Source organism: Lentibacillus kapialis (genome assembly GCF_014646635.1).
GTDB classification, from domain to species: Bacteria; Bacillota; Bacilli; order Bacillales; family Amphibacillaceae; genus Lentibacillus; species Lentibacillus kapialis.
The window spans coordinates 1-18,318 of the sequence record NZ_BMNQ01000066.1; the positions used below are offsets into that span (position 1 = coordinate 1).

At 40.3% G+C, this 18,318-nt stretch carries 22 protein-coding genes and 1 pseudogene; 3 read left to right on the forward strand and 20 right to left on the reverse strand.

Translation table 11 applies throughout. The features are described from left to right. Positions 1–149 precede the first annotated feature (149 nt). Positions 150–557 (reverse strand): SMI1/KNR4 family protein, encoded by a 408-nt coding sequence (locus IEW67_RS15605; protein WP_188634014.1) that lies wholly within the window; start codon positions 555–557, stop codon positions 150–152. 18 nt (positions 558–575) lie between these two features. After that, the gene (locus tag IEW67_RS18505) at positions 576–815 is read right to left on the reverse strand and encodes an HNH/ENDO VII family nuclease (protein ID WP_188634015.1); all 240 of its coding nucleotides are present in this window, start codon (positions 813–815) and stop codon (positions 576–578) included. A gap of 235 nt (positions 816–1,050) precedes the next feature. Here IEW67_RS18505 and IEW67_RS15615 point away from each other — a divergent pair, with 235 nt between their 5' ends. Together IEW67_RS15615 and IEW67_RS15620 are read left to right on the forward strand one after the other, a co-directional pair. Beyond that, entirely contained in the window at positions 1,051–1,653 is a 603-nt protein-coding gene (locus IEW67_RS15615; protein WP_188634016.1) for a Uma2 family endonuclease, read from the forward strand. A gap of 128 nt (positions 1,654–1,781) precedes the next feature. Then, complete coding sequence (locus tag IEW67_RS15620; protein ID WP_188634017.1) at positions 1,782–2,015, forward strand: hypothetical protein; 234 nt, start codon at positions 1,782–1,784, stop codon at positions 2,013–2,015. A 301-nt stretch (positions 2,016–2,316) separates the two neighbouring features. Here IEW67_RS15620 and IEW67_RS15625 read toward each other — a convergent pair whose 3' ends face one another. From IEW67_RS15625 to IEW67_RS15635, 3 genes are all read right to left on the reverse strand, one after another. Beyond that, positions 2,317–2,499, reverse strand: a complete 183-nt coding sequence (locus tag IEW67_RS15625; protein ID WP_188634018.1) for a hypothetical protein — start codon at positions 2,497–2,499, stop codon at positions 2,317–2,319. A 594-nt stretch (positions 2,500–3,093) separates the two neighbouring features. After that, entirely contained in the window at positions 3,094–3,501 is a 408-nt protein-coding gene (locus tag IEW67_RS15630; RefSeq protein ID WP_268238687.1) for an IS630 family transposase, read from the reverse strand. Then, positions 3,502–3,867, reverse strand: coding sequence for a helix-turn-helix domain-containing protein (locus tag IEW67_RS15635; protein WP_188634020.1), 366 nt, complete (start codon positions 3,865–3,867; stop codon positions 3,502–3,504). 85 nt (positions 3,868–3,952) lie between these two features. Here IEW67_RS15635 and IEW67_RS18540 point away from each other — a divergent pair. Continuing rightward, positions 3,953–4,189: pseudogene (locus IEW67_RS18540) on the forward strand (IS1634 family transposase); the annotation flags it as partial. A gap of 306 nt (positions 4,190–4,495) precedes the next feature. Here the strand turns inward: IEW67_RS18540 and IEW67_RS15640 are convergent. The 15 genes from IEW67_RS15640 to IEW67_RS15710 all read right to left on the reverse strand — a co-directional run bounded on the left by IEW67_RS15640 (position 4,496) and on the right by IEW67_RS15710 (position 18,162). Next, positions 4,496–5,455: a Gfo/Idh/MocA family protein gene (locus tag IEW67_RS15640; RefSeq protein ID WP_188634021.1), complete on the reverse strand. Its 960-nt coding sequence runs from the start codon at positions 5,453–5,455 to the stop codon at positions 4,496–4,498. Between the two features lie 4 nt (positions 5,456–5,459). After that, entirely contained in the window at positions 5,460–6,080 is a 621-nt protein-coding gene (gene hxlA / locus IEW67_RS15645) for a 3-hexulose-6-phosphate synthase (protein ID WP_188634022.1), read from the reverse strand. Between the two features lie 18 nt (positions 6,081–6,098). Next, positions 6,099–7,049, reverse strand: a complete 951-nt coding sequence (locus tag IEW67_RS15650; RefSeq protein WP_188634023.1) for a sugar kinase — start codon at positions 7,047–7,049, stop codon at positions 6,099–6,101. 29 nt (positions 7,050–7,078) lie between these two features. Then, positions 7,079–7,753, reverse strand: a complete 675-nt coding sequence (rpiA, locus tag IEW67_RS15655; RefSeq protein WP_188634024.1) for a ribose 5-phosphate isomerase A — start codon at positions 7,751–7,753, stop codon at positions 7,079–7,081. Positions 7,754–7,772: 19 nt separating this feature from the next. After that, positions 7,773–9,059 carry a TRAP transporter large permease gene (locus IEW67_RS15660; RefSeq protein ID WP_188634033.1) on the reverse strand — a complete coding sequence of 429 codons (1,287 nt, stop codon included), beginning with the start codon at positions 9,057–9,059 and terminating at the stop codon, positions 7,773–7,775. After that, on the reverse strand, positions 9,059–9,544 hold the full coding sequence (locus tag IEW67_RS15665) for a TRAP transporter small permease (protein WP_188634025.1): 486 nt from the start codon (positions 9,542–9,544) through the stop codon (positions 9,059–9,061). The genes IEW67_RS15660 and IEW67_RS15665 overlap by 1 nt, the downstream gene beginning before the upstream one ends. A gap of 71 nt (positions 9,545–9,615) precedes the next feature. Further along, positions 9,616–10,644, reverse strand: a complete 1,029-nt coding sequence (locus tag IEW67_RS15670) for a TRAP transporter substrate-binding protein (protein WP_308430742.1) — start codon at positions 10,642–10,644, stop codon at positions 9,616–9,618. A 34-nt stretch (positions 10,645–10,678) separates the two neighbouring features. Further along, entirely contained in the window at positions 10,679–11,305 is a 627-nt protein-coding gene (locus IEW67_RS15675; RefSeq protein WP_188634026.1) for a bifunctional 4-hydroxy-2-oxoglutarate aldolase/2-dehydro-3-deoxy-phosphogluconate aldolase, read from the reverse strand. A 14-nt stretch (positions 11,306–11,319) separates the two neighbouring features. Continuing rightward, on the reverse strand, positions 11,320–11,871 hold the full coding sequence (hxlB, locus tag IEW67_RS15680) for a 6-phospho-3-hexuloisomerase (RefSeq protein ID WP_188634027.1): 552 nt from the start codon (positions 11,869–11,871) through the stop codon (positions 11,320–11,322). A 16-nt stretch (positions 11,872–11,887) separates the two neighbouring features. Further along, positions 11,888–12,901 (reverse strand): LacI family DNA-binding transcriptional regulator, encoded by a 1,014-nt coding sequence (locus tag IEW67_RS15685; protein ID WP_188634028.1) that lies wholly within the window; start codon positions 12,899–12,901, stop codon positions 11,888–11,890. Between the two features lie 734 nt (positions 12,902–13,635). Beyond that, positions 13,636–14,931: an ABC transporter substrate-binding protein gene (locus tag IEW67_RS15690; protein WP_188634029.1), complete on the reverse strand. Its 1,296-nt coding sequence runs from the start codon at positions 14,929–14,931 to the stop codon at positions 13,636–13,638. Between the two features lie 88 nt (positions 14,932–15,019). Beyond that, positions 15,020–15,829 carry a carbohydrate ABC transporter permease gene (locus tag IEW67_RS15695; RefSeq protein WP_188634030.1) on the reverse strand — a complete coding sequence of 270 codons (810 nt, stop codon included), beginning with the start codon at positions 15,827–15,829 and terminating at the stop codon, positions 15,020–15,022. Beyond that, positions 15,826–16,737 carry a carbohydrate ABC transporter permease gene (locus IEW67_RS15700; protein WP_308430743.1) on the reverse strand — a complete coding sequence of 304 codons (912 nt, stop codon included), beginning with the start codon at positions 16,735–16,737 and terminating at the stop codon, positions 15,826–15,828. The genes IEW67_RS15695 and IEW67_RS15700 overlap by 4 nt, the downstream gene beginning before the upstream one ends. Positions 16,738–16,776: 39 nt before the next feature. Further along, the gene (locus tag IEW67_RS15705; protein ID WP_188634031.1) at positions 16,777–17,172 is read right to left on the reverse strand and encodes an SLC5/6 family protein; all 396 of its coding nucleotides are present in this window, start codon (positions 17,170–17,172) and stop codon (positions 16,777–16,779) included. A gap of 132 nt (positions 17,173–17,304) precedes the next feature. Continuing rightward, entirely contained in the window at positions 17,305–18,162 is an 858-nt protein-coding gene (locus IEW67_RS15710; protein WP_188634032.1) for a fumarylacetoacetate hydrolase family protein, read from the reverse strand. Positions 18,163–18,318 lie beyond the last annotated feature (156 nt).

Below are 18,318 nucleotides of genomic sequence, written 5' to 3' on the forward strand. Positions count from 1 at the left end.
ATTATGGGGATGGTTGAAAAAATCAGTAATCTACAATGTGTTCTATCAATCCGTCGATGAAATAAGAAAAGCTGTTCAATCCTTTATTTCAGAAGTCAGCAGGACACCTGAAGTTATAGTACACCGGTTGTGCAATAAGGTGTAAATATTTATTTCCATTTATATAGCTCAGCCCCAGGCACAAATGATACGATTTTTGGCTCACCGTTTTCAGCAAGTTGATTATAATCTAAACAAAATAGCTCATCACTGCCAGTATCATAAATAATAAGGAGGTTATTTGGTAAGTTAATTTCCCTTCGTTCTGTTAAAGTGTACCATATAGCATCCGGCACTGAAGAGTTTTCAAAATCAGCATGAATCATTCCGTAAATTTCTTGGGATTCGAAATTACCTGCTCCGAACGTCTTTAAGTAATCTAGATATAAACCGGCAAACTTTAACCCTATCTTTTCTTCAGCCAACCTTATTAAATCATCTGTGCAACCTCCAACAAAGTCAGCAATGTCTTCTTCCAAAATTATTTGCTTAGCTTTTTGATAAGTTTCAAGGCTCATCTTTATACCCCTTTTATATTAATAATCATTTGCTCTACTTTTCCAGTAATTAGTTTGCCATTTATTAAATTTAGCCCTATTTACACCCGAAGGCATAGTATTAGGATTAATATGAATTATAGTATTATTTTCTTTGTGAAATGATTGTGTAACCTCTGCTATCGAACTCTCATTTTTTTGTGTCATGTGATGAAGATTTATAGATTTCCCATCCGGTCCGAGTGGAGCTAAGCCCTTCTGGGAGACGGCTCTTAACATTTATTCTTTTACTAAAATTTAGGTGGTACAGGCACTATGGAGAAAAACGGTCGACAGCTGCTGGTGGACATATACCCTGTCTATATACTGGGAAAACAACTTAGGCAGACCAGGATGTATGTGGGATTGTTTGAGGGAGATTAATCCGGGGAGTGACAGGCACCCGGAAAAATTGTGGCGCAGGACATACCCCTATGATATACTATCACCAACAAATAAATGGGGGGATACGGTGATGAGTGATAAAAAGGAGCGTCAAAATAAGAACGCCTATGCTGAACTCATTAAGGAAAGCAATCTCACCTATAATGACTATGCCTCAATTGATGACGGAAACCGCTATGAGCTCGTTGGTGGTCAATTGGAATTGATGAGCCCGGCACCATCTGTTACCCATCAGATGATTAGCTTTGAAATGCAAAAAGATATTACTAAAAGCTGTGAATCAGACTATGTAATTTTATATGCTCCGATTGATGTCATATTGGCTAATGATGAAGTAAGACAGCCGGATCTTATCCTTATCCGCCGGGATCGAATGGATATTATAAGTAATCGCGGTATAGTAGGATCTCCAGACCTTGTTGTCGAAATTCTTTCCCCGTCAACATTAAAACGGGATAAAATTGATAAGTTAAATACTTATGCCAATTTCGGCATTCCTGAATATTGGATAGTAGAACCTAAGACAGGCATTTTAGAACAATATTCCCTGCATGATAAACAGTACAGTCTTATCAATGTTTTCCAAGAAGACGAGCATGTAACCTCCCCCGACATCCCGTGTATATCTTTCACGATGGCTGAAATAATGAAACGTATTCCTGACTTGGATTAAAGTCCCGGCAGAGCGTGTAGTTAATGCCGCCATTTACATAAATGATGATTGTTCTGTTCTACCCGCGCATCCTTCCGAGATTCAATCCTATACGCTGGTTGAATAATAGAAAATCATGGAGGATTCTCATGGCACTGGAATACAATAATTCAATTCCGCTTCACATCCAACTGAAAGAGAGAATTAAACAAAAAATACTGGACGGAAACCATCCAATGTATGGGAATGGAATCGGAGCAAACCTTGTTAAAGCAGAAGGTGTTCAATTACCCGTGCATCTGGAGAAAATGACCAGCCTGAAACCGTCCATATTAAGCGGGTCCGCTATGCCGACCATATACCAATTAGTATACAATACATAAGTGAAGCAATGTTTAATTGAATTCAATTCTCTGTAAAATAGGTATTTAGTCATGTCTTTGTCACTCCCCATCTAATTCCTGGAAGAATCGGCGAAAAAGAAATACCATAATCTATGCGCTTATTCTCGCATAAACTAAGAAATATTTTACTTACTTTTTGGATGACAAAAAAGCCGCCAGCTCTACCTAACCAGCAGCTTTTATACATTAATTCCATTCGACAAAATTCGGGAAGTGACAGGCACCCTCAAAGGAGAGTCAGTCGTACGTCCTGTCTCCCCCGCCCGGTTGGGCTGCCTAATCAGATGTTTCTAAAGGGGGCACGGGATGTGTCGCCAAACAAATTCATGAGCCCGCGTTCATAACCGTTTCCGACAATCAATAGGAACAGTATCTGTTTTCCGCTTGACGATATAGCTTTGACACATCCATAGCCCAAATCGACTGCAACAATTTCCATTTGATAATCTTTCGGTTGTTGCATGTGTACAAAATAGCTTTCTGTGGTATAATGTTTATAGAATCTTCATAAACTAAAAAAAGACCGCCGGTAACCCGACGGTCAACAATAGACCGAACCCCGTCAAAGGGGGCGGCTCTTAGAGAATGATAAACCTCCCGGTTCGAGCTACCAACTCTGGGGAGGTTTATTTATGCCTCTCGGACATAATAAATGCCACGAGCATTCCAAACGCAAACAATAACGTGAGCACTTGAAACGTGGACATACGGGCGCCACCTCCTTCCCCGCTGTGACATGACCAATGGCCAATCCAACGAGCAACTAAGGTGAGCCGCCTCCCCATGAGAAGTCAGTCTATTGTTCTCTCTATTTTAGCATATTTTCCTGCCTATTTCTTTTCCTCTTCACTGTATATCTTACTTTGTTCTAAATCCTGATAATTTCTGCGGTTAACAATTACCTTCAGATGTGGAATGTGGATAACATAGCTACTCACCTCTTAGAAGTTGATAAACTGGATTATATTTCCAACTTAACAAGCTAAGCGGGATTATGTTAAAAAATTCACTGGAAGGAATTTCTGGTACATTCTACTATATAAATGGATTTTAATAATTACAAATAGCGGTCGACTACTTGCTCTAAAAAAGATAGAAATTCTTTTGCGTCATACCGTTCTCTTTCTATACAAAAGATATCGCCTGTTGTATAATCCAATGCCCCAATTAATTTAACACCATGGTGCTTTCCGTATGTTGGTATCTTTTTTTGCTGCCCTTTGGGAAACCAGGTCTTAGCAATCGCTTGATAATCTCGAATCATGGATTCATCCTGGAACAAAATTCGATCAATCTCGCCATCGTTCATTTTTTTAGCCGTCGCAAATTCTTCCCTGAATGCTTCTTGTTTTTCAGGATCGGCTTTTGCTAACGTGTATGTTGGTCTTGTATAACTGAGTCCTAAGCGAGGCAGCAGCGCACGCACGCCTCGGTCTGTGAATGTGACATCGTATTCCTGCTTGATTCAGACATGAATTAAAAAAGAGGTCCAGTTCATTTCAGCTGGAAAGTCAAAATCAACCGGCTTTGTATTCACAATTGTTTTGTAAACTTCTTGTTCCTGCTCTTCTGTAAGAAGACAAGGACGACCCGGAGATTCACTTGGAACCAATCCTGCCAAACCATTAGATTTATATGTGTTTACGTAATTGTATATTGTTTTCTCGCTACAACCTATTAAATCGGCAATCTCGCTTACTGGCTGTCCTTTTATATACTGTAAAATGGCTTGATACCGTTTAAATAAACGAAGATCTTTTGTTTGTCCCATCGCTCTTTTAACAGCTTGAATTTCAGGGATCAGATTGTCATATGCATAAATATTTTTCACTTTGTCCGCCTCCATAGGTAACATTCTATTACCTATACTAATTAGGCAAAAGTCCCTGAAACCCTTTTTTCCATTTATATAGATCGACAGTACACGGTTTGTTCCGTTCTTAAATCAACTGCGGGACAAACTAACCGAATTACAGCTGGCGGTTGAGGAATTTACGGTTGTCTTTGACAAGGGAAGCAGTACAAAAAAGAACTTTGCCGAACTAGATGCCTCCGAAATTCCTTATGTAGCATCGTTATCACCGGCACATCATGAGGAATTGGTCAAGATCCCTTTCTCGGACTATACACCAGTTGATGTCGGCGGGAAGGAACATGGATTCAGAATTGGAATTTTTATATCATCCCTGGCGGAAAAATGCTATTAGCATATACACGCCAGGGCGCTTGTTATCCCTTATATGCCAAGGGTTCAAGCTGTTGTTTAAAAGTTGGTGTAGGGAACTCACGCTAGGACCAGATAGTGTACAATGGATAGAATCTGGCGGTACGTATCGGGAAAACACGCTTTCTGGACTGACTGCTATTCCTGAAAATACATCCCCAACTTTAATTTCCTATTATTTGAGGATGCCGTTACTGAAACATGGCGTATCTTATAAAAACAGATTTAAAGCATGCTAACAATTTCCATGGTCATCCAGAATAGATACAACCTTCTCACTGATTTTTCGATAATAGCAATAAGTTTCATGATCGACTGAATCTATAATCGACTTGAAATTTCTTATCTGATAACTCATAGTCGGCATCGTTTCTGACATTTCTAAGTCCGCTGTATCACTCCCATGATTTGGTATGAATTTGATAGCATTGATCGGGGACGAATTATCTACCACAAGCGTTCCCCTTTCCCCATGAATCTCCCCGGCATTATATGATGTGGAGATTTTTGAACACATGATAGTTCCAATGAAATCGGTATAATCAAGCAACAATGTCCCACTTCCATCCACTCCCGAGCTAAGTGGCACACAATGATAGTGCGATGCTTCAGGTTCACCGAACAACGCTACCATCAGGCTGAGTGGATAGACCCCCAGGTCTTGCAACGCACCTCCATCCATCTGTTTGGAGAAAACGTTTGGGATGTCACCTTCCAGAAAACGATCATACTTGGAAGAATAGCGTACCCGATGAAAATAGGCGCTTCGTACACTCCCAACCAAATTCAGAGCATCTTTTAATTTTAGGAAATTAGGTGTATGAAGATTTTTTATGGCTTCAAACAGATAGACACCTTGACGATCAGCTTCTTCATAAGCTGCCTTGAAATTAGAAATTCCGGTAAAAATCGGCTTTTCACAAATGACGTGCTTTTGCCGCTTCAAACATGTCATCACCTGTTCAAAATGGATAGCATTTGGTGATGCGATATAAACACCATTTATTCGCTCATCGGTTAGCATGATATCCAGGTCGGTGTAGCTCATAGGTACGTTAAAAGAGTTCGCTAAAGCGTCTGCCTTCTGTTGGTCTCTGGAATACACGGCATTCACTTGCACACCTTCAACATGTTCTGTAGCCTCAATAAAGGTTCGGGTAATTTGACTCGTCCCAATGGTACACAGATTCAACATAGCTTTAACCTTTCATGGTCCGGCGGATAGTCTCCGCAGCTTGTGCATAATTCTCAGCTTTTGTAATCGCACTGCCAACAATGATGATATTCGGGTTGCCGGATGCTGCCTGTCCAACAGTATTTTTATCAATCCCTCCAGCTACAGCAACTTCATATGGAAAACCATCTACTAGTTTGAACATTTCCGTATTAAACACGCCCTTTTTCTGACGGTCTTTACCGACATGCAAGCTAACAAGATCCACGTTTAACGCCGAAATCTCCTCCAGCTTCTCCCTATTCTGTACTTCCAGTAAGTCGACCATCACGCGTCCCTCATATTCACTCGCAACTTCCATCGTATCCTGAATCGTCAGGACCGAGGAAAACGCCATCACCGTAGTAATATCTGCACCGGCATTAAAAGCCTGACGCGCTTCATGCCCTCCGGCGTCACATGTTTTCATGTCCGCCATAATCTGATGGGAAGGAAACCTCTTGCGGATTTCTTTTACAATCGCCATGCCATACTCTTTTATAACGCCGGTCCCCACTTCAATAATATCAATAGATTCGTGTGTTTGATTTAAAACCTCTATACATTTATCCCATGTTAATCGGTCAAGTGCCAATTGCAGTTTCACGCACCGATACCTCCCTTTTTAACGTTCAATTCGTTCAATTTCACCCAGTTTCATCTGAACATCTTCCAGATAAGGCAACCCCTCATTATCACCGACTACGCCTATAACCATCGAACCAATCGTATTAGCAAAGTTTAATGACCTCTCCAGTGACCATCCGTTCAAGTAACCATATAAATACCCGGCATCAAAACCATCACCGGCCCCGACCGTGTCCACAACATTCGTCGGCAGCACAGCCTCGGCGTCAACCAATTGATTATTGTGGTAGCCGACAGCGCCATTCTCTCCCTGCTTCAGCACGATATGTTCGATATCATATGGTGCACACGCTTCAATAATTTTTTCCTGGTCACTTTCGCCGAAGATCACTTCCATTTCTTCGACACCTGCCAGCAGTATATCCACATCAGGCAGGAAGGATATAGAGACTTCACTTATTTCCTCTTTCGACCATAATTTTAGCCGGATATTCGGATCAAAACTGACTGTCAGACCATATTGCTTTGCCAGCTCAATGGCTTTCCGCGTCAACTCAAGGTTTTGTTCGGCAACGCCCGGAAAAATACCGGTGATGTGAAGGATTTTCGCCTGTTTAAAATATTCCTCCGACAACTCGTCCGGTTTCATCGTGGCAGTCGGCGATTTCTCACGATAATAGAAAGTCCGGACACTTCCATCTTCCATGATTTCCTTAAAATTCAGTGATGTAGGATGACCCTTCTCAAAGTCAACCTGTGATGTATCAATCCCTTCACCTCTTGCAAAATTGCGGATATATTTACCAAATTCATCGTCGCCCAGACGGCTGATCCAGCCAGCTTCAAGCCCTAAACGTGCACAGCCAATGGCAACATTCAATTCAGCCCCACCAATGTTCTTGGTGAATGACGGTACAAATTTCATTGGGCCTGTCTTTGAGGGATTGAAAGCAATCATCGCATCGCCAATCGTTATAACATCATTCATGTCTATACCTCCTGCTTTTGGGCCTGTATTCAATTCCTTTTCTCAACGGCACCATCTTCCTTCCCGATAATGACTCGGTCAGCCATTCCGATAAACAGCCCCGTGTCAACAACTCCGGTCAATTTCTTAAATTGCTGATGTACTTTCAGTGGGGCTTCCAAGGTGCGAATATGGCAGTCCACAATATAGTTCCCGTTGTCGGAAATAAAAGAGGCGCCATCCTTGTACCGTAATATCGGATCATAGCCTTGTTGTTCAATCGCCATAGCCGTCTTCTCCCAGCCAAACGGGAGCACTTCAACAGGTAAATCGGCATCATGAATCCGGCTAACACATTTGGAATCATCAATTAAGATAATCAGCTCTTTGGCTGAAGCAGCCACAATTTTCTCCCTGACCAAGGAGCCACCACCACCCTTTAACAAATGAAAATTTTCATCCACCTGATTGGCACCATCGATCGCTACATCAATCACTGTATCCCTGGCCAATTCGGTTAGGGGAACACCAAAGTCCAATGCCCATTTTTCAGTCCGTTTCGATGTCGGAACACCTTCAATGTGCAATCCAGATTGAACCAAATTACCCAACTCTTCCAAAAAGTAATACATGGTGGATCCCGATCCAAGGCCGATTGTCATACCATTATTGATATATTTCAGGGAGGCTTTAGCCGCCGTTGCTTTTGTTTTATTCACTACCATTTCACATACACCTCATTTTTTAGAATAAGTCAGGATTAATCAACTTTGGAAAATACATAGCAACTTCCGGGAAGAAAGCCACAACTCCCAAAACAACCAATATAATAGTCATATAAGGTATTACAGCCCTGAATGATCGTTCTATCGGTAATTTACCGATTTTGGCTGCTAGGAGCAGACATAATCCATATGGCGGTGTCACCAAACCTATGGCCAGTGTCATGACAACAATTAATCCCAAATGTACCGGATCAAAGCCAAATTGAAGCGCGGTCGGCAAAATCACTGGCACAAACAAGATCATCGCTGGAATCGCATCCATAAATGTTCCAATAAACAGGAAGAACAGAATAGTGATAATGATAAAAATCCATTTCGCATCAATGTTATCAGTAAAGAATTCCTGTGCCTTCATACCAAGCTGATAATACCCCATCAATTCACCAAGCGCGCCTGCAGCAGCAAGAGCAAATAAAGACAGCGAGCTTAAAGACAATGTATCAAATAAAATCTTCGGTAAATGGGACAGCTTTAGGGTTTTATAAAAAAACATGCTAATTAAAAGGGTATAAACTGCCGCTACTGCAGCTGCTTCTGTCGCTGTAAAGAAGCCAACCACAATCCCACCGATGATGATAATTGGAGTCAACAATGCCGGCAATGATTCAAACATTAATTTAAAAAAAGTACTTGCTTTCACACGTTCACGCCGTTCGAAATTTCTTTTTCTTGCGATTATATATACAAAAATCATCATCGCAAGTGATACCAGGATACCAGGCACAATACCCGCCAGAAATAGCGCACCAACTGATGCATTCGTTATACCCGCAAAAATAATCATAGGAATACTTGGCGGAATAACAACTCCAACGGTTGACGATGCAGCTGTTACCCCAACCGCTGTTTCTGTATCATAGCCATTCCTTTTCATACTTGGGATTAAAATCTTACCTACACCGGCTGTATCAGCCTGGGAAGCACCTGAAACACCAGCAAACATCATGGAAACCAAAACATTTGCCTGAGCAAGTCCCCCACGAATTGACCCAACTATAGCCAAAGCAAACTCGATTAATTTTTCCGATATCTTACCTTGATTCATCAAGTTAGCCACTAAAATAAACAAGGGCACCGCCAACAGTACAAATGAATTTAATTCATTCATCATACGCATTGGCACACTCATCTCCGGAATATATTCAATACTGACAATCCCCAAAAATGCAACAATGCCAATGACAAAGGCAATTGGTACACCGATTAGGAGCAAAACCAAGAAAGTACCTATAAGTAAATAACCCATCATTCTTGTGCCTCCCCTTTTCTGAAGCGTTCGAAGTGCTTAAGCATGTGTGATAAGGAATAGATGATCATGGTTATGGCCATGATTGGAATAGAAATCCATACATAACCCATTTTCATATCAGGCAAAGCAGTCCAATTGTAGTCCCAAAACTTTTGCACTACTTTTATCCCGAAATACAAAATAGTAATATTGAATAAAACTAGAATAATATCATTCAACATATTCAGGAAAAACTTTTTTTTGCCCCCCAGTTTTTTCTGTAATATATCGAAATTGAAGTGATCACGACGGTTGACCATTACTGCTGCACCCATAAATACAGCCCAAACAAACGAATAATTGGCAACTTCTTCGGTCCAGATGACGGAAATGGATAGATGTCGAGTAACGATTTGTAATAGAACCGTTAAAAAGAATATGACCAGAAAAGTTACTCCGAAGACAATCTGTGTCCTTTCGATGTATTTCACAAGTTTATTCACGTTACTCCTCCTTAACCAATTTGAAAGGACACAAGCCTCCACGCTATGCCGTGCCCTTCCAATATTACTTCTTATTTAGCATTTCTGATTTTTTCAAGTAAATCTTCCACGCCTATTTCTTTAGCTGCTTTGTCTTGGATTGGTTTAGCGATATCGACGAACGGCTGACGGTCAATCTGATTAATTTTAGCCCCATCTTCTTTCGCTATTCCTTTATATTCCTCTTCTTGCTTATGCAATGACTTCCACTCAGCTTCTACAGAGGTTTCAGCAGCACTCATAATAATATCCTGCTGTTCTTCGGTATATTTATCGAATTTATTGCCATTGATCAATAAAAAACGTGTTGTATAGTCATGAGCTGTTTCAGTAATATATTTACCGTTTTCAGTTTGGTGATGATCCTGCTGCACAAAATAAGGATAAGCATTTTCAGCAGAGTCAACAACGTCTTGCTGCAGTGCCTGATAAAGCTCTCCCCATGCAACGGATGTTGGAACAGTGCCTACTTCTTCCCAAAAATCCGAGACCACTCCGGATGTTTGCGTACGAATCGTCATACCTTGCAAATCATCAATGTTTTTAATTGGCTTTTTACCATAGTAGTGGCGTACCCCAGCTGTCCAGTAGCCCAAAAGTTTAAAATCATTGTTGGACTCTTCGTTGATAATGTTAGCCATTTTGTCACCAACTTCACCTGTAACCACATTTTCCCAATGATCATAGCTATCAAATAGATAAGGGAAAGCGAATAGATCCACCTGATCAATACCAGTCGATGTCATAAAACCTGGTGATACGAGTACAACATCGGCAGCACCTGTTTTTAGTTTTTCAACAAGTTCCGATTCCTCTGTACCTATGGTTCCTGCATGAACTTCGACCTCTATTTTACCATTTGATTCAGCTTCAGCCTTTTCTTTAAAAGCCAGCAAACCTTTTTGGTACGGATTTTCTGGGTCTGTCTGGTTATGTGCTGCTATAATTTTAATTGAATCCTCACCACTTGAACCCTCGGAATCACTACCTTCATCGCCACATGCAACTAGTATTCCAGCCATCAAAAAAACGGCTAGTGATAAAAGCAACTTTCTCATCATAAGACACTTCCTTTTAAATGAATTTTATTAACATTTATCTTAACTGATCAGCAAATGCTTTTGCCTTCTTTGTTAACGCCTTAAAGTCCTCTTCTGAATTCAATTGTCGCGGATCGGCAAGGTTACCACCTACTCCAACCGATATACTTCCTGCTTCCAAATACTCCTTCATATTGTCCAACGTTATTCCGCCAGTGACCATGAGCGGAATTTGTGGCAGCGGCCCATGCACACTTTTTATATAAGAGGGACCAACTGTATTGGCCGGAAATACCTTCACCATATCAGCACCATGTTCATATGCTGTCAAAATTTCCGTCGGGGTTAATGCACCTGGTATCGCCAATTTTCCATAACGCTTAGTCATTTTGATTGTGTCTACATTCAGCGTTGGTGACACAACAAATTCAGCACCTGCAGAAATCACCTCCTTAGCTGTTTCAGGATCAAGAACCGTCCCGCCTCCGATAAAAACATCATCTCCGAATACGTTCATGACTTTTTCAATGATTCCGGCGACCCCCTTTGTTTCGGCGGTTAGTTCAACCGAACGAATCCCCCCTTCTTTCAAAGCACGGACAAGTGGGATAATCGTTTCAATATTGGAATGGCGGATGACTGCGACAATCGGGTTGCGGTAGATAGTATCAATTGACGACATAATTGTTTTCACTCCTATTCCAAATTAGCGTGTTTTTTATTAAATATATCTCCAGCGCTTTGCGCATAATGTTCAATCAAAAAAACAACAATGCCATCCAGTAGCACATGTACCGATTGATCAAATTGACTTCCCAACGGCTGAATTGTATTGCGGTGACCTTTTGTCTTCTTAGTGACAGCCGGAACTTTTACCACAAAATCGCATGATTGTCCAATTGGCGAATCCATATTTGTTGTGATCGACCCAACAGATGAATGAGCCTCCTTTGCCTTGTTCACGTAATAAACAAGTGTTTGCGTTCCCCCAGAGCCGGAAATAACAATAAGTAAATCATCTTCTTTTATACTTGGTGTAATTGTTTCCCCGACAACATATACCGTATATCCTATATGCATAAGACGCATCGCAAACATTTTCCCAGCAAGTCCAGAGCGCCCATTCCCGGCTATGAAAACACGTCTTGATTGGGCTATTTGTCGAGCCAATAGTTCGAGTTCATCATTATCAACTTTTTCAAGAACTTCTGTAACTTCATTCGTGATGCTTTTAATTGTCTGTTTCATTGTATTTACCTCCTGTTTAACATGAAGAGCGTCTCAATAAGGTTGGTGTAAATCGATGTGTATCCCGCCTGTTTTCATGGCCCCCTTTTATTCTGTTTAGTAGCAATTCTGCAGCCTTCCATCCCATTTCGCTGGTAGGCTGTGCAATCGTCGTTATTTCTGGATAATAGATAGAGGCAAAGGATACATCGTCAATCCCTATAACCGCAAGATCTTCAGGAATTGTTAGCTTATGTTGCTTAACAAATCTGAGAATCTCAATCAATACCAGGTCATTCCCCGCTAAAATAGCTTCCGGCGGCTCATTTAAGCGCATCATTTTATCCAGTTCACCCGTAACGTTTTCAACTTCAACACTTTTTATATAGTCTTCGCAGACCTCTAAACTATTCTTGGATAAGGCATCTCGAAAACCACTAATTCTTTCGATTCTTGGCGAGACATTATTATCTGTAGAATTCGTGATAATACCCACCTTTGAAAACCCATGTGATATAAACTCCTCAACTGCCAACGCAGCCGCTTTTTTATTATCCAGCATTATTGAACTAGCATTCACCTCTGGCACTTCGCGATCAACGAAAACTAAGGGGTAATCTTCCATAGTTAGCTCAAGATATAAATTGATGTTAGTACTAGTTGGAAAAACAATGATCCCTTCCATTTGCTTGGCACGTAGCATATCGATGTATTCCTTTTCCTTATCTGGATCATCCTCAGCATTGCAGACTATAATGTGATAATCAGATGCATTACAGTAGTCCTCAATCGATTTGACAATCTGCGTAGAAAATTCATGAGAAATATTGGCGACAATAACGCCAATCGTTGTTGACTTTTTCTGCTTAAGTGATCGTGCCACAAAGTTGGGCTGATAATCTAATTCCTGTATGGCAGCAGCGATACGCTCTCGCGTTTTTTTTCCCATATACTCATAGCGTTGATTCAAATATTGGGAAACGGTACTTTTTGAAACTTCTGCTTTTTCTGCTACATCAGATATTGTGATTGTTCTTAATTTTGAATTCATCACATTGTACCTTTCATATTCACTTTAACTAAATCGGTTTAGTAAATCGGTTTAGTAATAGTTTATAATAAATGTAAGCGCTTTTCAATAGCTGTATAAAAATTTATTTAGTGAAATTTCTCTATTTAATTTAAGAGGGTGACAACTTCGCCTCCCTTGGACATCACTTCACGCAATTTCAGACGGTATATGATAACTGATTTTGGTTGAATGTAACCTGGCTTATATACAGGGACCCTCTTCATGATCTCAGCCTTGTTTTTGAGCCATTCTTAGAAAACAACAAAGAATTGTCCCTCGTAAGATATACATGCGCGCGCCTGTTTTCTACCTGATCACTCAAATTAATTCAGAGTATGTAAAAAGCAAGGTTCAAAACTTCCTGAAAATAATGAAGCAAGCAAAATTGCTGCTACTAATAATGATGAGGGAAGCAAAGAGAGGCAATCTTCACGAAATCCATTAACTACTACTCCTCCGCACCCTCCATAAAAGGATAAACCTGCAATATTCTTATATGTCTCGGAATCCTTAATTGGGAAGCAATTTCCCCTTGTTAATACATCGCGAATGGGTAACGATATTTATAATATCCAAGACGACAAGATCTTTTTTTCGAAAATAGATATGGCATACCAGGCATCTAATAAAGAGCCATTGCAGCAGAAAACCTGTACTGCAGCAGTACAGGTTTTCACTAACAAAGAATCATACGCTGTAATCATATGCTGTTATTATTGAAGTAATTTGTTTATTTTTTGCTCCGCTTCCTGTAGAACATCTTCAACACTTTCTCCTTGTAATAACTTCTCAAAGGATTGAGCTACCATTTCAGATACCTCTACTTCTTCAAGGGAAGGACCAGCAGTGGCTTCTGACGGCTTCGTGTTATTCAGTGCATCGTATGCTTCCTTTAATTGTGCGTCTTCACTATATGCCTCTTTCAGTGGAGAAATCTTAGCCGCTTCCGGGGTAACAGGCACGTATCCTGTCTTGGTTGCCCACTCTGATTGTACCTCTGCACTAACCAGATACTTAATGAATTCCCATCCTGCTTTTTGTTCCTCCTCCGAAGCTTGGTTTGACAGCCAAAGCTGCGATCCTCCCTGGTTAACACCCGACCATTCTTTTCCATCAGGGACGGGCATTGGTGCCGTGTCAAATTCAAAATCGAGCGTTTCAAGCCAAATACCTGTCACGGCAGAGGAATCGGGATACATCGCAAGCTCTCCAGCTGAAAAAGCCATCTGGGTATTGGACCAAGTGCGTCCATAATTCCCGAAATTCCCGGCTTTATTCATCTCCGCTATCCAGTTGTAAATATTTTGACCAACATCTGAGTTAAGAAACGTTTTTGTAGGCTGTTTCCCTAGACGGCCATTATCATGGTTAAAAACCAGCTCGTTTTGAACAGCGAATAAATTATAAATGAAAGATGTGTTGATTGGTATAGAGAATCCGTAAACATCTGGCTCCTCTCCAGAACCCACTGTAAGCTTTTCAGCTGCTTTCTGAATCTCACTGAATGTTTGTGGCGGATTGTCGGGGTCTAGTCCAGCGTCTTTAAACATGGAAGTATTATAAAATAATAATGGAACAAACACATTAAATGGCATACCGCTTAATGTCCCATCAAGAGAATGGTTTGACACCACTGCCTCGTTTAATTGATTCATACTAAAAGAATTATCCTCTTCAATCATTTCTTCCACGGGTGTAATGTATCCGCTCTGGCTATAATAAGCTAAATCTCCTCCCATAAATACTGTCGGAGCGGAGTCTGTAGAACCTACAGTACGCATTTGCTGCTGTACATTATCCTGAAACGAAGGTTTTACTTGAACAGAATCAGATTGCCCATTGAATTTTTCAATAATCCCCTCAAGTGTCAATGCATTATCGCCATCCAGATTATGCCAAAACTTAATAACAGTTTTACCATCCTCCGTCGTTGTTGCTTCCTGCGAATTGCCGGTACACGCCGATAACAGTAATACCAACATCACGAGAGCAAAAAGAAGCTTTTTCAATTTCATCACCCTTCCATAATTTTTTAGAAATCACCTTTCGCTTCACACCAGCTCATCGTAAATATACAGATCAAATACCTCCTTCCTTCTAACCTTTGACGGATCCGGACAGCAAACCTTCACGTATATATTTCAACCCAAAGAATAAGATGAGCAATGTTGGCAAGAGAGCTATAATGGATCCTGCCATTACAATCGGCCAGTTTGTAGAAGCTTGCGAACTCACTAACATTTTAAGGCCGATTTGAATAGGACGGACATTATCGTTACTTGTCATAATTAATGGCCATAAATAACTGTTCCATGTTGATATGAATGCAAAAATGCTTAGTGCACCAAGAATTGTTTTGGAAAGAGGCAGTGCAAAAGATAAATAGTATCGAAAGTAAGAACACCCATCCATTTGAGCGGCGTCCCACAGTTCTTTAGGCATTGTTAAAAAATGTTGTCTTAGGAGAAAAACACCGAATGGCGTGACGAGCGTTGGAACAATCAAAGCTTGAAATGTATCGAGCCAGCCCAGATTTAGAATAGTTACATGGTTGGGTACTATTGTAGATTCGAATGGAATGAGCATTGTACTCAGCAGCAGAATAAATAACACTTTTCTGCCTTTAAACGGGATAAAAACAAATGCAAACGCAGCCAAGCTGCAAAGAAAAATTTGACCTATCATCACGCTGACGGCAATCAAAAAACTATTAAACAGAAATCGAACAAGTGGTATTCGTGTGGAAGCTTCCTGATATCCTTGAAAGGTTGGTTCCGAGGGCAATAAGGCTGCATTATTTACATCACCGGCTGACATAAAACTGACAGATAGTGCATATAAAATCGGTGCAAACATGAAAAACGCGCTGATGACAAGTAGAATGTATAAAATTATTTTTTTCATCATTGGTAATGCACCCTCCTTTCCCCTACTTTAAATTGAATCAGCGTAACAACTAATGTAATAATAAATAAAACGATAGCTTGTGCACTGGCAAACCCATAATTGCCATACATAAAAGCCTCTCTGTAGATTGAATAGACAATAAGATTAGTAGCTTCAGAGGGACCACCTTCAGTTAGAATATCCACCTGTCCAAAAGATTGGAACGCATTAATGAAGTTAATGATTGTGACAAAAAATAGCACTGGCGATAGTAAGGGTATTGTGATCTTGAACAAACGATTCCAATATCCCGCTCCGTCAACTAAAGCGCTTTCATATAAGTCCTCCGAAATATTTTGCAGTCCTCCTAAAAAGAGAATGAAATTTAAACTTAGACCCATCCAGACAGTAGCTAATGCAACAGAAAACAGTGCCCAATCAGGAGAGGTCAGCCATTCAATTCTTGGTACACCAATAAAACCTAAGACATTATTAATCGTTCCTAACGTCGGATGAAAGAAAAAAAGCAATATTGCTGAGCTTGCAGCCCCCGAAATGCCTAGCTGAGACGAAAATATCATTTGAAAAATTTTATTGCCTTTTAACTTTTCGTTTGCAATAACCGCTAAAAATAACGAAAGAATAATGGTAAGCGGGACAGTATAAAGCACAAACAAGAATGAAACTTTTAAACTGTTAAGAAATGATGGGGAACTTAATAACGATAGATAATGCTCCAATCCAACAAAACCCGCAACGATTCCACCATCTAATACATTCGAAAAACTAAACTGAACAGTTTTTAAAATGGGGTAAAAAAGGAAAACGCCTAGTATTAAAAAGGTGGGAAACAAATAGAGCATCCCCAATCCAAAAAGCTTCATTTCCCTCATCAAGCCCTTCTTCTTAATAATCTGCAACGGATTCACCTCATTTCGCTCGATTTTTCCAATAGCTGTATCTTTGAATTACATCACGTCTTTGAATACCGTTCTTTCTTCTTCCAGTTTCTTTAAAGCTTCTTCCCTGGAAATTGTTTTTTTAGGGGTTAAGTAGCTTATAATCACACCAGCCAATAAAGAGACTATAAGTGAAGGTATGACAGGATTGCCCCAAAATTCAGATAACTCATTGTTTAACATAACACTAATAGAGGTTCCTGACCCTCCTATTAGGGCCGCTATCCCGCCTTGCCATGTGGCTCGAGGCCAATATTTACCTAATAATGCTGCTACAAGCAACCCTGTCATAATGGTAGAACTCATATTTGTTATATAATCAATAATGTTAGCGGAACCTATAATAAAGGCCAAAGCTAACCCGATTGTTCCAATGAGAGCGATAAGGAGGAAACGCTCAATCAAAAATCCTCTCCCGTTTCTACTTTACGAGTGACCCAGAATCCAATCAGAATCATAAGGAACAAGAAAACCAAGAAAAACAGTAAATACACAAGTTGGTTTTCGATCATTTTATTTTCCCCCTGATAAGATGTCTCATTTTAATTTCATAACATTTACAAGCTTACCAAGCCCTTCAACTGCCACTGCCACCTGATCGCCATCTTTCAGCCAGACTTGACTCGATTCTTCATACCCCAAAATAACGCCTTCAGGAGTGCCGGTTAAAATGACATCACCCGGTTTAAGTGTCATATAATGTGACATATAACTGATAATTTCATCACAGAAAAAAATCATGTCCTTCGTATTGGACTGCTGCCTAACTTCTCCATTAACGGTACAGCTAACATCTAAAGCATTCGGATTTTCGACTTCATCGGCAGTTACCAGGTAAGGTCCCAGAGGGCAAAATCCATCCAGGCTTTTCCCAAGAAGCCACTGATTGGACCTGAATTGCAAGTCTCTTGCAGAGAGATCATTGGCACTGCAATAGCCAAACACGTAATCAAGCGCATTTTCTTTTGAAACTTCCTTTGCTTCCTTTCCCATAACAATACCTAATTCAACTTCGTAGTCTACTTGTCTGGAATCACTTGGTAGATTAACATTATCTTTATGACCAGCTAATGCATTATTGTATTTATTAAATAGGATTGGTTGTTCTGGAATTGCTGCGTTCGACTCTTTAGCATGCTTTTGATAATTTAGCCCCACACAGACTATTTTTTCCGGATTATCAACGCATGGACCTATATCAAGTTGTTCTTCATCCATAAATGGAAATGTTCCTTCCCTAATCGCTAACTCTACTAATGTCAGCTGATCAGGGTTACGAATGACAGCCTTTACATCTGAAACGCCTGGCAACATTTCCGTTATATCTATAACGCCTTTTTCTGTCTTAACTCCTAAATGATTGCCTTCATCTGTACGGAATGTTAACAATTTCATATCATAAAACCCCTTTTCACAAATTAAAATTCGGTACCGTCAAGAAGTTTGTGTAAATTAATAGAGTATCCCCGGAATTGGGGTTTGTTTTCTGACACCTTTCCCTGGGTACCCAGGGAAAGGTGTCAGAAAATTTAGCCATTTAATCATCCATCT